Origin of the sequence: Curtobacterium sp. BNK-1, assembly GCF_048685235.1 — a bacterium.
Taxonomy (GTDB): Bacteria; Pseudomonadota; Gammaproteobacteria; order Enterobacterales; family Enterobacteriaceae; genus Pantoea; species Pantoea agglomerans.
In genome coordinates, this window is the sequence record NZ_JBLQTJ010000001.1 from 1,172,201 (window position 1) to 1,187,287 (window position 15,087).

The 15,087-nt window shown below is 55.6% G+C and carries 10 protein-coding genes; 7 read left to right on the top strand and 3 right to left on the bottom strand.

Annotation, left to right across the window (positions count from 1 at the left end; all coding sequences use genetic code 11):
• Positions 1-11: 11 nt before the first annotated feature.
• From cmoM to ACMGGP_RS05610, 7 genes are all read left to right on the top strand, one after another.
• Positions 12-797 carry a tRNA uridine 5-oxyacetic acid(34) methyltransferase CmoM gene (gene cmoM / locus ACMGGP_RS05580; RefSeq protein ID WP_346556271.1) on the top strand — a complete coding sequence of 262 codons (786 nt, stop codon included), beginning with the start codon at positions 12-14 and terminating at the stop codon, positions 795-797.
• Positions 794-2,116 (top strand): chromosome partition protein MukF, encoded by a 1,323-nt coding sequence (mukF, locus tag ACMGGP_RS05585; protein ID WP_010254963.1) that lies wholly within the window; start codon positions 794-796, stop codon positions 2,114-2,116. Before cmoM ends, mukF begins: the two co-directional genes overlap by 4 nt.
• Positions 2,097-2,822, top strand: a complete 726-nt coding sequence (mukE, locus tag ACMGGP_RS05590; RefSeq protein ID WP_022625940.1) for a chromosome partition protein MukE — start codon at positions 2,097-2,099, stop codon at positions 2,820-2,822. Before mukF ends, mukE begins: the two co-directional genes overlap by 20 nt.
• Positions 2,819-7,306 carry a chromosome partition protein MukB gene (gene mukB, locus ACMGGP_RS05595; protein ID WP_498798253.1) on the top strand — a complete coding sequence of 1,496 codons (4,488 nt, stop codon included), beginning with the start codon at positions 2,819-2,821 and terminating at the stop codon, positions 7,304-7,306. Before mukE ends, mukB begins: the two co-directional genes overlap by 4 nt.
• 147 nt (positions 7,307-7,453) lie before the next feature.
• Positions 7,454-9,265 carry a L,D-transpeptidase gene (ldtD, locus tag ACMGGP_RS05600; RefSeq protein WP_010254970.1) on the top strand — a complete coding sequence of 604 codons (1,812 nt, stop codon included), beginning with the start codon at positions 7,454-7,456 and terminating at the stop codon, positions 9,263-9,265.
• Positions 9,266-9,450: 185 nt separating this feature from the next.
• Complete coding sequence (mepK, locus tag ACMGGP_RS05605) at positions 9,451-9,999, top strand: peptidoglycan L,D-endopeptidase MepK (protein WP_010254972.1); 549 nt, start codon at positions 9,451-9,453, stop codon at positions 9,997-9,999.
• Between the two features lie 39 nt (positions 10,000-10,038).
• A complete protein-coding gene (locus ACMGGP_RS05610; protein ID WP_498798254.1) occupies positions 10,039-10,668 on the top strand; it encodes an MBL fold metallo-hydrolase in 630 nt (209 codons plus the stop codon).
• Positions 10,669-10,710: 42 nt separating this feature from the next.
• Here the strand turns inward: ACMGGP_RS05610 and ACMGGP_RS05615 are convergent, their stop codons facing one another.
• The 3 genes from ACMGGP_RS05615 to asnS all read right to left on the bottom strand — a co-directional run bounded on the left by ACMGGP_RS05615 (position 10,711) and on the right by asnS (position 14,959).
• Positions 10,711-11,901, bottom strand: coding sequence for an amino acid aminotransferase (locus tag ACMGGP_RS05615; RefSeq protein ID WP_163762869.1), 1,191 nt, complete (start codon positions 11,899-11,901; stop codon positions 10,711-10,713).
• Between the two features lie 234 nt (positions 11,902-12,135).
• A complete protein-coding gene (gene ompC, locus ACMGGP_RS05620) occupies positions 12,136-13,257 on the bottom strand; it encodes a porin OmpC (protein ID WP_277950702.1) in 1,122 nt (373 codons plus the stop codon).
• 301 nt (positions 13,258-13,558) lie between these two features.
• On the bottom strand, positions 13,559-14,959 hold the full coding sequence (gene asnS, locus ACMGGP_RS05625) for an asparagine--tRNA ligase (protein WP_010254981.1): 1,401 nt from the start codon (positions 14,957-14,959) through the stop codon (positions 13,559-13,561).
• Positions 14,960-15,087: the final 128 nt, after the last annotated feature.

The following is a 15,087-nucleotide window of genomic DNA, read 5'->3' on the forward strand; positions in this document are numbered from 1 at the left end:
GAGCGCATGCCATGCAGGATCGTAACTTTGACGATCTCGCGGATAAATTTTCGCAAAATATTTACGGCACCACTAAAGGGAAGATACGCCAGGCCATCCTCTGGGATGAGCTGGAGAAGATACTGCCCGGTCTGTCACCGCACCCGCTGTCGGTGCTGGATGCTGGCGGCGGTGTCGGCCAGGTCTCCAGCGGGCTTGCTGCGCAGGGCCATCAGGTTCTGCTGTGCGACCTTTCCAGCGAGATGCTGCGCCGGGCCGCGGAAAATGCAGCGGCACAGGGTGTGAGCCACAACATGCAATTCAGACAAATTAGCGCTCAGCAGGTGGGCGAACATTTGGATAAGCCGGTGGATCTGGTATTGTTCCACGCTGTGCTTGAGTGGGTCGCTGAACCGGAGAAGGTGCTGAAAGCGCTGTTCGATCTGCTGCGTCCGGGGGGCGTCATGTCGCTGATGTTTTACAATCTGCACGGCCTGACATTGCGCACTTTAACGCTGGGTAACTTCGGCTATCTGCGCACCAACCTGACTAAACGCAAAAAGCGAACGCTGTCGCCTGACTATCCGCGCGACCCCGAGCAGGTCTATCGCTGGCTGGAGGCGTGTGGCTTTATGATTGAGCAGCGTGCCGGGATCCGGGTGTTCAGTGACTACATGAAGCCGCCGAAGGGCGAGCCAAAAAGCGACGACGAAATTATTGAGATGGAGCGGCGTTACTGCCGTCAGGAACCCTTTTTGAGCTTAGGGCGCTACATCCACGTGACCGCGCGTAAACCCGGGCAGAAGGACGAATTATGAGTGAATTTTCCCAGACGGTACCTGAACTGGTCTCCTGGGCGCGCAAAAATGACTTTTCCCTTGCGCTGCCAGTGGAACGTCTGGCCTTTTTGCTGGCTATCGCCACCCTCAACGGTGAGCGGATGGATGGCGAAATGAGCGAAGGCGATCTGATTGATGCTTTCCGTCACGTCAGCAAAGCTTTCGAACAAACCCATGAAACCGTATTGGTTCGTGCCAACAACGCCATCAACGACATGGTGCGACAGCGCCTGCTCAACCGTTTTACCAGCGAAATCACGGAAGGCAATGCCATCTATCGCCTGACGCCGCTGGCGATCGGCATCACCGACTATTACATCCGCCAGCGTGAGTTCTCGACTCTGCGCCTGTCGATGCAGCTGTCGATTGTGGCCAATGAGCTTAAGCGGGCAGCCGATGCCGCGCAGGAAAATGGCGATGAGTTTCACTGGCACCGCAATGTTTTCGCGCCGCTGAAATATTCCGTGGCGGAGATCTTTGACAGCATCGATATGACCCAGCGTCTGATGGATGAACAGCAGCAGGCGGTTAAAAATGATATCGCCGAACTGCTGAATAAAGACTGGCGCGCGGCCATCTCCAGCTGTGAAATGCTGCTTTCTGAAACCTCAGGAACGCTGCGTGAACTGCAGGATACGCTGGAAGCCGCGGGCGACAAACTTCAGGAAAATCTGCTGCGCATTCAGGATGCCACGCTGGACAGCCCCGATCTGGGCTTTGTCGATAAGCTGGTGTTTGATCTGCAAAGCAAACTCGACCGTATTACCAGCTGGGGCCAGCAGGCGATTGACCTCTGGATCGGCTATGACCGCCACGTCCATAAATTTATTCGTACCGCCATCGACATGGATAAAAACCGCGTCTTTGCGCAGCGCCTGCGGGTATCGGTGCAGAATTACTTCGACGCGCCCTGGGCGCTGACCTATGCCAACGCCGACCGCCTGTATGACATGCGTGATGAGGCGCTGACGCTGCGTAACGACGAAGTGATGGGCGAACTGCCGCCGGAGATGGAGTACGAAGAGATCAACGAAATCCGCGAACAGCTTGCAGCGATGATTGAAGAAGCGCTGCAGGTCTACAAATCGCAACAAAAACCGCTCAACCTCGCGTCAGTGATGCGCGACTACCTGGCCCAGTATCCCCGAGCCCGCCATTTCGATCTGGCGCGCATTGTGGTGGATCAGGCGGTGCGCCTTGGCGTAGCGGAAGCTGATTTAGCCGGTTTGCCTGTGGAATGGCAAGCCATCAATGATTACGGAGCCAAGGTGCAGGCACATGTCATCGACAAATATTGAACAAGTGATGCCGGTTAAGCTGGCACAGGCACTGGCCAACCCGATTTTTCCCGCGCTGGACAGCCAGTTACGCGCCGGACGCCATATCGGTATCGAAGAGCTGGATAATCACGCTTTTCTGATGGACTACCAGTCGTTTCTCGAAGAGTTTTACAGCCGCTATAACGTTGAGTTAATCCGTGCGCCGGAAGGCTTTTTCTATCTGCGTCCGCGTTCAACCACGCTGATTCCGCGTTCCGTGCTCTCTGAACTGGACATGATGGTCGGGAAGATTCTCTGCTATCTCTATCTCAGCCCGGAACGACTGGCCAATGAAGGTATCTTCACCCAGCAGGAGTTGTACGACGAACTGCTCTCTCTGGCCGATGAGAACCGCCTGCTGAAGCTGGTCAACCAGCGTTCAACCGGTTCGGATCTGGATCGCACCAAACTGCAGGAGAAAGTGCGCGCCTCTCTGAGCCGCCTGCGTCGCCTTGGCATGGTGTGGTTTTTCGGCAATGACAGCAGCAAGTTCCGCATCACGGAATCGGTGTTCCGCTTTGGTGCCGACGTGCGCGGCGGTGATGATGCCCGTGAAGCGCAGCTTCGTCTGATTCGTGATGGCGAAGCCATGCTACTGGAAAACGCGACAGCACCGGTCGACACCGATGAAGGTGAAGGGCAGGAAGGTGACGCGAGTGAGAACGCAGAGGAAGAACAGGCATGATTGAGCGCGGAAAGTTTCGTTCGCTTACGCTGATCAACTGGAACGGCTTTTTTGCCCGTACCTTTGATCTCGATGAATTAGTGACCACGCTGTCAGGCGGTAACGGTGCGGGTAAGTCCACCACGATGGCGGCATTTGTTACCGCGCTGATCCCCGATTTAACGCTGCTGCACTTCCGTAACACCACCGAAGCGGGCGCGACATCAGGATCTCGTGACAAGGGTCTGCACGGTAAACTGCGGGCTGGCGTCTGCTACTCCATGCTGGATGTGGTGAACTCACGCCATCAGCGTGTCGTGGTCGGTGTCCGTCTGCAACAGGTCGCCGGACGCGATAAAAAGGTCGATATCAAGCCATTCAGTATTCATGGCCTGCCCACCGACACCAACCCAACCGATATGCTGACGGAAGTGCTCAACAGCCGTCAGGCTCGCGTATTGCCGCTGAACGAAGTCAAAGATCGGGTTGAGGCGCAGGAAGGCGTGCAGTTCCGCGCCTATAACTCAGTCACCGATTATCACGCCATGCTGTTTGATCTTGGCGTGGTGCCGCGTCGTCTGCGCTCTGCCAGCGATCGCAGCAAGTTTTATCGTCTGATTGAAGCCTCGCTGTATGGCGGTATCTCCAGCGCCATCACCCGATCGCTGCGTGATTACCTGCTGCCAGAAAACAGTGGCGTGCGCAAAGCATTCCAGGATATGGAGGCCGCGCTGCGCGAGAACCGCATGACGCTGGAGGCGATCCGCGTTACCCAGTCTGACCGCGATCTCTTCAAGCATCTGATCTCCGAGGCGACCAGCTACGTTTCGGCTGACTATATGCGCCACGCCAACGAGCGTCGGGGACACCTCGACAGCGCGTTACAGCTGCGCAGCGAACTGTTCAGCAGCCGTAAGCAGCTCGCCACCGAGCAGTATCGTCATGTTGAGATGGCGCGCGAACTGGCCGAGCACAGTGGTGCAGAAAACGATCTAGAAGTCGATTATCAGGCCGCCAGCGATCACCTGAACCTGGTACAGACGGCGATGCGTCAGCAGGAGAAGATTGAGCGCTACGATGCGGATATCGAAGATCTGACGCTGCGGCTGGAAGAGCAGACCGAAGTGGTCGCCGAAGCGCGTGAAATTCAGGAAGAGAATGAAGCGCGGGCCGAAGCGGCTGAGCTGGAAGTAGATGAGCTGAAAAGCCAGCTGGCCGATTTCCAGCAGGCGCTCGACGTGCAGCAAACCCGCGCTATCCAGTATCAGCAGGCATTGCAGGCGCTGGAACGCGCCCGCACGCTCTGCCAGCTGCCCGATCTGAGCATTGACAATGCGGCTGAATGGCAGGAAAGCTTCCAGGCCAAAGAGGAAGAGGCGACAGAACGGTTGCTGCGCCTGGAGCAGAAGCTGAGCGTAGCGGAAGCAGCGCACAGTCAGTTTGAACAGGCGCTGGCGCTGGTGACCAGCATTGCCGGTGACGTGACCCGTCAGGACGCCTGGCAAACCGGCCGCGAACTGCTGCGTGATGCCAGCAACCAGCGTCATCACGCCGAACAGCTCTCGTCGCTGCGTCTGCGTCTGAATGAGCTGGAGCAGCGTCTGCGCGAGCAGCATGAGGCGGAGCGTCTGCTGGCGGAATTCTGCAAGCGTCAGGGGCAGCATTATGAAGCGGATGCGCTGGCAGGCCTGCAGCAGGAGCTTGAAGCACAGATTGAACAGCTGAATAGCAGCGTCTCCGACGCCGGTGAGCAGCGCATGATGATGCGCCAGGAGCTGGAGCAGCTGCGCGAACGCATCACCAGCCTGACCGCCCGTGCGCCACACTGGCTGGCGGCGCAGGAGATCCTGACCCAGCTCAGCGAACAGACCGGCCAGGCGCTGAACAGCAGCCAGGACGTCACCGAATATATGCAGCAGCTGCTGGAGCGTGAGCGTGAAACCACCGTCGAGCGCGACGAAGTGGCCGCTCAAAAACGTGATATCGAGCGGCAGATTGAACGTCTTAGCCAGCCAGGCGGTGCGGAAGATGCGCGCCTGACCCAGCTGGCAGAACGGTTTGGCGGCGTGTTGCTGTCAGAGATTTACGATGATGTGACGCTGGATGATGCGCCTTACTTCTCGGCGCTCTACGGTCCGTCGCGTCATGCGATTGTGGTGCCGGATCTCTCGCGCGTTCGTGAGTTGCTGGATGGTCTGGAAGAGTGTCCGGAAGATCTCTACCTGATCGAGGGTGATCCGCAGTCGTTCGATGACAGCGTCTTCAGCGTCGATGAACTGCAGAATGCAGTGGTGGTGAAGGTGGCGGAGCGTCAGTGGCGCTACTCCCGCTTCCCGAAAATACCGCTGTTTGGCCGCGCGGCGCGTGAGAATCAGCTGGAGCTGCTGCACCTTGAGCGCGATAAGCTGGCCGAACGATACGCCACGCTGTCGTTCGACGTGCAGAAAACGCAGCGTCTGCATCAGTCATTCAGCCGCTTTATCGGCAGTCATCTGGCCGTCGCCTTTGACGCCGATCCGGAAGCGCAGATCCGTCAGCTCGGCGCGCGCCGGGGTGAGCTGGAGCGGGCGCTGAATCAGCATGAGAGCAACAATCAGCAGCAGCGTCAGCAGTATGAGCTGGCCAAAGAGGGCGTGTCACAGTTAAACCGGCTGCTGCCACGCGTCAATCTGCTGCTGGACGACACGCTGGGCGATCGCTGTGAAGAGATCCGCGAGCAGGTCGATGCCGCACAGGAAGCGGCGCGCTTCCTGCATCAGCATGGCGCTAAGCTGGCGAAACTGGAACCGATTATCGCCGTGCTGCAGAGCGATCCGGAACAGCATGAGCAGTTACAGGCGGATTATAAGCAGGCGCAGCAGCAGCAGCGCAACGCCCGTCAGCAGGCCTTTGCCCTGACAGAGGTGGTGCAGCGTCGCGCCCACTTCAGCTACGACGACTCGGCCAGCATGCTCAATGGCAACAACGACCTCAGCGATAAGCTGCGTCAGCGTCTGGAGCAGGCTGAGGGCGAACGCAGCCGCAGTCGTGATCGCCTGCGTGAACATCAGGCGCAGCTGACGCAATACTCCCAGGTGCTGGCCTCGCTGAAAAGCGCCTATGACGCCAAACGCGACATGCTGAAAGAGCTGCAGCAGGAGATGCAGGATATTGGCGTCCAGGCTGACAGCAGCGCGGAAGAACGCGCGCGTGTTCGCCGTGACGAGCTCTACACGGCACTGAGTCACAACCGCGCACGCCGCAATCAGCTGGAGAAACAGCTTACCTTCTGCGAAGCGGAGATGGATAACCTGCAGAAGCGACTGCGTCAGCTGGAGCGTCAGTATCATCAGGTGCGTGAACAGGTGGTCAGCGCCAAAGCGGGCTGGTGTACCGTACTGCGTCTGGTGAAAGAGAATGGCGTTGAGCGTCGTCTGCATCGCCGTGAACTGGCCTACCTGAGCGGCGATGAGCTGCGCTCTATGTCGGATAAAGCGCTGGGTGCGCTGCGTCTGGCGGTGGCGGACAACGAACATCTGCGCGACGTGCTGCGACTGTCGGAAGATCCAAAACGTCCGGAACGTAAAATTCAGTTCTTTATTGCGGTTTATCAGCATCTGCGCGAGCGTATTCGTCAGGATATTATTCGGACTGACGATCCGGTCGAAGCGATTGAGCAGATGGAAATCGAACTGAACCGTCTGACGGAAGAGCTGACGGCGCGTGAGCAGATGCTGGCAATCAGTTCGCGCAGTGCGGCCAACATCATCCGTAAAACGATCCAGCGTGAACAGAACCGTATCCGCCAGCTCAACCAGGGCCTGCAGACCGTCAGCTTTGGTCAGGTACGCAGCGTGCGGCTCAACGTGAACGTGCGTGAAACCCACGCCATGCTGCTGGATACGCTGTCGGAAGAGCACGAGCAGCATCAGGATCTCTTTAACAGCAATCGGCTGACCTTCTCGGAGGCGCTGGCGAAACTCTATCAGCGTCTTAATCCGCATATCGACATGGGGCAGCGTACGCCGCAGACCATCGGTGAGGAGCTGCTGGACTACCGCAACTATCTGGAGATGGAAGTGGAAGTCAACCGAGGTTCCGATGGCTGGCTGCGCGCAGAGAGCGGGGCGCTCTCAACCGGTGAAGCGATCGGTACCGGTATGTCCATTCTGGTGATGGTAGTGCAGAGCTGGGAAGAGGAGTCCCGTCGTCTGCGCGGCAAAGATATTTCGCCATGCCGACTGCTGTTCCTTGATGAAGCGGCCCGTCTGGATGCCCGCTCCATCGCCACGCTGTTTGAACTGTGTGAGCGACTGGAGATGCAGCTGGTGATTGCAGCACCGGAGAATATCAGTCCGGAAAAAGGCACGACCTACAAACTGGTGCGTAAGGTGTTTAATAACACCGAGCATGTGCATGTGGTCGGTCTGCGTGGTTTTGCTGCCGATCCTTCGCCGGTGCGGGCGGGAAGCGACGCAGATGTGCTGCCCGATTTAACCGCTGAAAATTCGCAGGCGGAAACGTAGTCAAAAACTGAACCATTCGTTAATCTGGTTACGGCATTTGTCGCATGAGGCAAATGCCGTTTTTGTTTGTATACTCACATGATGAGTCACGGCGCGGTCGCAGTGGATACAGGGAACACTGCGAAGTTGAAAAACAAGGGGGCAGGGATGTTGCTGGTAAAAAAATTAAATCATCATCGCGTTCTATCATTGTTAGCGCTGGCGCTAACCGTTGTTCCATTTACGCTACCGCAGGCCGCTGTTATCGCCGCTTTGCCCGGGACAACGCAGGCGGCTATCTCCGTTTCCGAAAGTCAGCAACGCATCCGGCAGGCGTTTTCCAGCGCCGATCAGCCGTTTTATCTGGCACCGCTGGCGACGCTCTATGCATCCCGCCATATGCAACCACTCTGGCAGGATCCTCAGGCGATACAAAAATTTCAGCAGCAGCTGGCTGAAGTGGCACTTTCTGGTGTTCAGCCACAATTCACGCGCTGGATTGAGCGTCTGACTAACCCGGCGATCACCGGCTTTGCCCGGGATGTCGCGCTGTCCGATGCGATGCTGGGCTATCTGCAATTTGTTTCTAATGTGCCGACGCAGGGTGAAACCTGGCTTTACAGCAATGTTCCCTACCGGCTGACACAGCCGTCGGTGGCGGTCGTGAATCAGTGGCAGAACGCGGTCAATGCAGGATCGGGCAACACGTTTATTGCGTCACTGCAGCCGCAGCACCCGCAGTATCAGCCGATGCACGCCGCGCTGAAAACCCTGCTAGGTGATAAGCAGCCCTGGCCGCAGCTGAAGAGCAGTGAAACGCTGCGTCCGGGACAGGTCAGTGACGATGTGCCTGCGTTGCGTGAAATCCTGCAGCGCAGCGGCATGTTAACGGCGCAGGTTAATGCGCCGGCACCGGATGACGATGCGGTGCCGGTGGCCGCCTCACCAGTGACCCACAGCGACCAGCCGGTTGCGGTCAGCCCTTCTGCCGCGCCAGTCACCGATCTGTCTGCGCCTTCACTGCAATCGCCGGGTAACGTTCAGAGTCAGACGCTGGAAGGGAACACCGCCAATGTCTATGACGAGACGCTGGTGGCGGGTGTGAAGCGTTTCCAGCAGTGGCAGGGACTGGATGGCGACGGTGCTATCGGTGCCAGAACGCGGCAGTGGCTTAACGTCTCTCCGCAGATGCGTGCTTCGTTGCTGGCGCTGAACATTCAGCGACTGCGCCTGCTGCCGGACGATATGCACAACGGCATTATGGTGAACATCGCCAACTACTCGCTGATTTATTACAACAACGGCAACAAGATCCTCTCATCACGCGTCATCGTCGGGCGTCCCGATCGCAAAACGCCGTTGATGCGCAGCGCGCTGAATAATGTGGTGCTGAACCCGCCGTGGAATGTGCCAACCACGCTGGTGCGCAAAGATATCATTCCGAAAGTGAAGCAGGATCCGACCTATCTCTATAAGCACGGTTATACCCTGCTGTCGGGCTGGAGCGCTGATGCTGAAGTGATCGATCCCAGCATGATCGACTGGCGCATGGTCACCGCTTCATCGTTCCCCTATCGGTTGATTCAGGCACCGGGTGTGGCGAATGCGCTGGGCCGCTATAAATTTAATATGCCCAGCTCAGATGCGATCTATCTGCACGACACGCCGAACCACAACCTGTTCCAGCGGGATATCCGCGCGCTCAGCTCAGGCTGCGTCCGGGTAAATAAAGCGTCTGAACTGGCAGGTTTATTACTGCAGGACGCGGGCTGGAACGATGCCCGCATCTCCAGTACGTTAAAAGAGGGTGACACCCGCTACGTGCCCATTCGGCATCGTATTCCGGTCAATCTCTATTATCTGACGGCGTGGGTCGCTGATGATGGCAAACCACAGTTCCGCACAGATATTTACAATTATGATGACACCGCGCGTTCGGGCAGCCAGGCTTTGAGTCGGGCTGAGCAATTGCTGCTCTAGTGATTGATTTTAAATCGTTAGCGGCGGGCCGGTTATTCAGAAAAATGTTATCAAATGGCGATTCCTGCAGGGATCGCCACGGAAACAGGTTGCAGATGGGTTGACGCTCTACTGAGAGAAAGTTATGGTTCGGGCTGTGCGCTTTTTGCACATTTCTATGGCTTCACTCTCAGGTAAATCGTTACATGTCTACTATTGATTCTTTTCGTCGCAAACTACTGCTGTGCGGTAGCGCCGCCGCCGGTCTGGCATTATTACCCGCTTCTGCAAGGGCCTCGCTTTCTACCTCTCGCCCGCGTGTATTGATGCTTAATAATCTTCATACCGGTGAAACCCTTAAAACTGAGTTTTTTAATGGTAAGAGTTACGACAAGGATGAGTTGTCACGATTAAATCACTTTTTCCGTGACTATCGCGCCAATAAAGTGAAAAGCATCGATCCGCACCTGTTTGATCAAATCTTCCGGCTGCAGGCGCTGCTGGGAATGCGTAAACCGATACAGCTGGTTTCGGGCTACCGTTCACTGGCAACCAACAACATGTTACGTGAGAGCGGTCCTGGGGTGGCAAAGCACAGCTATCACACCAAAGGCCAGGCAATGGATTTCCATATCGAAGGGGTTTCTCTGGCCAATGTACGCAAAGCGGCGTTATCTCTGCGTGCGGGTGGTGTAGGATATTATCCCCGCAGTAACTTTGTACATATTGATACCGGGCCGATCAGGCACTGGTAATGACACCGGCAACGCTGCGTGAGCCGGTCATGGAGCGTTATGAATTACCACATTATTCCTGTTACCGCGTTTGCCCAGAACTGTTCAGTTATCTGGTGCGAGTCCACTCGTGAAGCCGCGCTGGTTGATCCAGGCGGCGATGCCGATCTGATCAAAGAGACGCTGGAACAACGCCAGCTTAAACCTTCCCGGATTCTGCTGACCCATGGGCACCTTGATCACGTCGGGGCTGCCGTCGAGCTGGCTGCCTTCTGGCAGATTCCGATTGTCGGACCGCAAAAGCGTGATGCATTCTGGCTGGAGGCGTTGCCTACCCAGAGCCGGATGTTCGGACTTGATGAATGCGCGCCTTTTACCCCCGATCGCTGGCTGGAAGAGGGGGAGAGCGTACAGGTAGGGCTGACCACGCTGGAAGTCCTGCACTGTCCGGGCCATTCGCCTGGCCACGTGGTGTTCTTCGAGCGGCCAGGAAGGTTACTGATTTCAGGTGACGTGATTTTTAATGGTGGTGTGGGACGCACAGACTTCCCGCAGGGCGATCATCAACAGTTAATCGATGCTATCCGCACGAAACTGCTGCCGCTGGGCGATGATGTCACTTTTCTGCCCGGTCACGGCCCGATTTCTACGCTGGGGCATGAACGCATCAGCAATCCTTTCCTGCAATAAAAAATGGGCCAGCAGGCCCATTTTTCAATTCGGTCATCCTGCTTACAGCACGGCGACAATGGCTTCGCACAGCGCCGACATATTGTCTGGCGTCATGCCCGCCACATTCACACGCCCTGAGTTCACCGCGTAGACGCCAAACTCTTCACGCAGGCGAATGACCTGGTCTTTGGTTAAGCCACTGAACGAGAACATGCCGTTCTGCTTAATAATAAAGCTGAAGTCGCGCTGTGCGCCTTTCTCCGCCAGCGTATTTACGAAGAGCTGGCGCATGCGCTGAATGCGCTGACGCATGTCCGACAGCTCCTGCTCCCAGATGGTACGCAGGGTATCGTTGCCCAGAATGGTGGCGACGATGGCGGCGCCATGTGCCGGCGGATTGGAGTAGTTCGCGCGAATGGTGTACTTCACCTGACTGAACGCGGTATCTGCCACGCTCGCATCGGCGGCAACCAGCGTGATGGCACCGACACGCTCGTTATACAGGCCGAAATTCTTGGAGTAAGAGCTGGCGACGATCAGTTCCTGATGCGAGGCGGCAAAAATACGCAGGCCTTCTGCATCTTCCTCCAGACCACGGGCAAAACCCTGGTAAGCGAAGTCGAACAACGGCAGCCAGCCGTTGGCCTGTGACAGCTCCGCCAGCTGTTGCCACTGCTCAGCGGTCGGGTCGATACCGGTCGGGTTATGGCAGCAGCCGTGGAACAGCACCACGTCGCCTGGCTGAACCTGCTGCAGTGACGCCAGCATACCATCGAAATCGAGCGTATGGTTTGCAGCGTCATAATAGTGGTATTCACAGACTTCAAGACCGGCAGCATTGAACACATTGTTGTGATTCGGCCAGCTCGGATTGCTGATCCAGACCCGCTTCACCGATGTTTGCGTGGCGAGGAAATCGGCTGCAACGCGAAGCGCACCGGTACCACCCGGTGTCTGAGCCGTGCGAGCACGGCCAGCGGTGATTAGCGGGCTCTGGTTGCCGAACAGCAGGGCCTGTGTGCAACGGGCAAAATCAGCCAGACCATCAATACTGAGATAGTTTTTGGTGGTTTCATTTTCCAGCAGATATTGCTCAGCTTTTTTAACACTGGTCAGCACCGGGGTCTTGCCGGTTTCGTCTTTATAGACGCCAATGCCCAGATTGATTTTTTCCGGGCGGTCGTCAGCACGAAACAGATCGGCCAGCCCAAGAATAGGATCGGCGGGTGCAGCAGAGATCGATTCAAACATGTGTCAGGTCCATTAGCGTGAACTTTAGCGAAAAGAGCTCTCAGGTTAGCGTCCGGCCAGACAAATGCCAACCGTTTGCGAGACAAATTCATACATTTTGCAGTGTGGATTGCGCGACGGGGAAAGGTAGTGATTAAAGCGGGGTAACGGCGCGAGGGAAAACGCACCTGTCGGGAATAGCAGCCATAAAAAAACGGGGCCTTAGCCCCGTTTTTCAACATGTTTTAAGCGGAATTAGAACTGGTAAACCAGGCCTACACCAACAATGTCGTCTGTGTTCAGATTCAGTGGGTTGTTGTCATCCAGCTGGTTGATTTTGTAATCAACATAGGTAGACATGTTTTTGTTGAAGTAGTAAGTCGCGCCAACGTCGATGTATTTGTACAGGTCAGCATCGCCGATACCTTCGATATCTTTGCCTTTCTGCTGTACGTATGCGATAGATGGACGCAGGCCGAAATCAAACTGGTACTGTGCAACTAACTCAATAGTCTGGGTTTTGTTAATGGTTGCATTAGCATCGGCGGTTGTGTTAGGTGCGGTGCCTGGAATAGTGGCGGTAAAGTATGAAGAGTTACGACCTTCACCATACATCGCTGCCAGGTAAACGTTGTTTGCATCATATTTCAGCGCAGTTGCCCAGTTCTCAGCACGTTTGCCCTGTCCAATTACATTACCATTAACATCAGTAACACCTGCAGCCTGTGTATCAGTACGGTCGCTGCTGCTGTAGGCACCAACGATGCCTACACCGATTGGTGAGGTATAGCTGGTTGATGCACCCCATCCGTCGCCGTTAGCACGAGTAATGTCGGTACGGTCGTTTTTGCCCTGATACTGAACTGCGAAGTCCCAGCCATCAACCAGGCCGAAGAAGTTGGTGTTGCGGTAGGTCAGCAGGCCGGTGCTGCGACCGTTCAGGAAGTTATCTGAGCCGCCCCAGTCACCACCAAATACTGGCAGCATATCGGTCCAGCCGATTGCATCGTAAACCAGACCGTAGTTACGGCCGTAGTCGATTGAACCGGCATCGCCGAATTTCAGACCCGCGAAGCCCAGACGGGTTTTGGTGCCGTCCCGTGCGTCATCACCTTCAGATTTGTTCGCCTGAATGTTGTATTCCCACTGGCCGTAACCGGTCAGCTGGTCATTAATCTGGGTTTCGCCTTTGAAGCCGAAGCGCACATAAGTCTGATCGCCATCATCACCAGCGCTATCAGAGAATTGGTGACGCGCATCCACTTTACCGTACAGGTCCAGTTTGTTGCCGTCTTTGTTATAGATTTCTGCAGCGTTTGCTGCGCCAGCTACTAACAGAGCAGGGATAACCACTGCAAGAATATTGCGCTTCATCATTATTCATTACCCTCATTGGAGTTATTTGTACACCTGCCACTGCCGTCAAGAAACCTTTACGGGAACCCTGAACGAAGTTTGGTGTCTTCCTGTGTCTGCACGCATCTTTCCATCCCACCCGCCGTAATTCTAGCGCTTAAATGCTACTAAACTCGTAATCTTGTTTCAGTAAGAAAATATGTATTACAAAATGTAAAAAACACGGAACTTTGTGAGAGAACTCAAAATTTACAAAAATAAAAAAAGGCCGGCAGTGCCGACCTCGTTATATATATGAATTTCTTATATTTAATGCCGAATATCAGAAACTCGCGTTGCGTGGGGTGCGCGGGAAGGGGATTACGTCCCTGACATTTTGTACGCCGGTGACATAGGCGATTAAACGTTCAAAGCCTAATCCAAAGCCAGAATGTGGCACGGTACCGTAGCGACGCAAGTCACGATACCACCAGTAGTCTTCTTTATTCAGACCCATTTCTTCCAGACGCGCATCCAGGACATCCAGACGTTCTTCACGCTGTGAACCGCCAATGATCTCACCAATGCCTGGCGCCAGAACATCCATCGCCGCCACGGTTTTGCCATCGTCATTCAGGCGCATATAGAACGCTTTAATGTCTTTCGGATAGTTTTTCACCACCACCGGCGCTTTAAAATGTTTCTCGGCCAGGTAACGCTCATGCTCAGATGAGAGGTCAATACCCCATGAAACCGGGTTTTCGAAGGTCTGACCGCAGTTCATCAGGATCTCAACCGCATCGGTGTAATCCACCTGCGCGAAATCGGTGGTGATGAAACGCTGCAGGCGCTCAACCGCCTCTTTATCTACCCGCTCAGCAAAGAAGGCCATGTCATCGGCACGCTCTTCCAGCACCGCGTTGAAGACATACTTCAGCATTGATTCGGCCAGTGCAGCGGCATCATCCAGTGAGGCAAAGGCGATTTCCGGCTCCAGCATCCAGAATTCCGCCAGATGGCGGCTGGTGTTGGAGTTCTCTGCGCGGAACGTCGGACCGAAGGTGTAGATCTTCGACAGGGCGCTGGCATAGGTTTCGCCATTCAGCTGACCTGAAACGGTCAGGAAAGCCTCTTTACCAAAGAAATCTTCGCTGAAGTCAACTTTGCCCTGATCGTTACGCGGCAGGTTTTCCATATCCAGCGTAGAGACACGGAACATTTCGCCGGCACCTTCGGTATCGGAGGCGGTAATCAGCGGCGTCGAGACCCAGAAATAGCCATTTTCATGGAAGAAGCGATGCAGCGCCTGCGCCAGGGTGTGGCGAACGCGGGCGACCGCGCCAATCAGGTTGGTGCGCGGACGCAGGTGAGCCACTTCGCGCAGATACTCGATGCTGTGGCGTTTCGCCGCCATCGGGTAGCTGTCGGGATCTTCCACCCACCCTACGACTTCCAGGCTGGTCGCCTGAATCTCAAACGCCTGGCCCTGACCCGGCGAGGCCACCACTTTACCGGTGACGATAACGGAACAGCCCGTGGTCAGACGCAGCACTTCATCCTGATAATTATTCAGAGAATTATTGACGACAGCCTGAACGGGATTAAAGCAGGAGCCGTCATAGACAGCGATGAAGGAAAGACCGGCTTTGGAATCTCTTCGGGTACGCACCCAACCACGTACGGTGACTTCACTGTCAACCGCGACGCGACCGTGCAGTACGTCCGCTACAGGCACTACGCTCATAAATATCTCTCTATATAGAAGAAGTGAGTAAAAAAGTTGCCCCATCCGGGGTTTTGCTATGTTACTTGCGAGTCTTCAGGAAACAAGCAAAATTCAGGGGGAAAGCAGATTTATTACAGCAGAGGCGG

Bases quoted from the DNA above. Each gene is read 5' to 3' on its own strand.
- ACMGGP_RS05615 (WP_163762869.1), bottom strand. From the start codon at position 11,901: ATGTTTGAATCGATCTCTGCTGCACCCGCCGATCCTATTCTTGGGCTG.
- mukF (WP_010254963.1), top strand. From the start codon at position 794: ATGAGTGAATTTTCCCAGACGGTACCTGAACTGGTCTCCTGGGCGCGC.
- mukE (WP_022625940.1), top strand. From the start codon at position 2,097: ATGTCATCGACAAATATTGAACAAGTGATGCCGGTTAAGCTGGCACAG.
- mukB (WP_498798253.1), top strand. From the start codon at position 2,819: ATGATTGAGCGCGGAAAGTTTCGTTCGCTTACGCTGATCAACTGGAAC.
- cmoM (WP_346556271.1), top strand. From the start codon at position 12: ATGCAGGATCGTAACTTTGACGATCTCGCGGATAAATTTTCGCAAAAT.
- ACMGGP_RS05610 (WP_498798254.1), top strand. From the start codon at position 10,039: ATGAATTACCACATTATTCCTGTTACCGCGTTTGCCCAGAACTGTTCA.
- ompC (WP_277950702.1), bottom strand. From the start codon at position 13,257: ATGATGAAGCGCAATATTCTTGCAGTGGTTATCCCTGCTCTGTTAGTA.
- asnS (WP_010254981.1), bottom strand. From the start codon at position 14,959: ATGAGCGTAGTGCCTGTAGCGGACGTACTGCACGGTCGCGTCGCGGTT.
- mepK (WP_010254972.1), top strand. From the start codon at position 9,451: ATGTCTACTATTGATTCTTTTCGTCGCAAACTACTGCTGTGCGGTAGC.
- ldtD (WP_010254970.1), top strand. From the start codon at position 7,454: ATGTTGCTGGTAAAAAAATTAAATCATCATCGCGTTCTATCATTGTTA.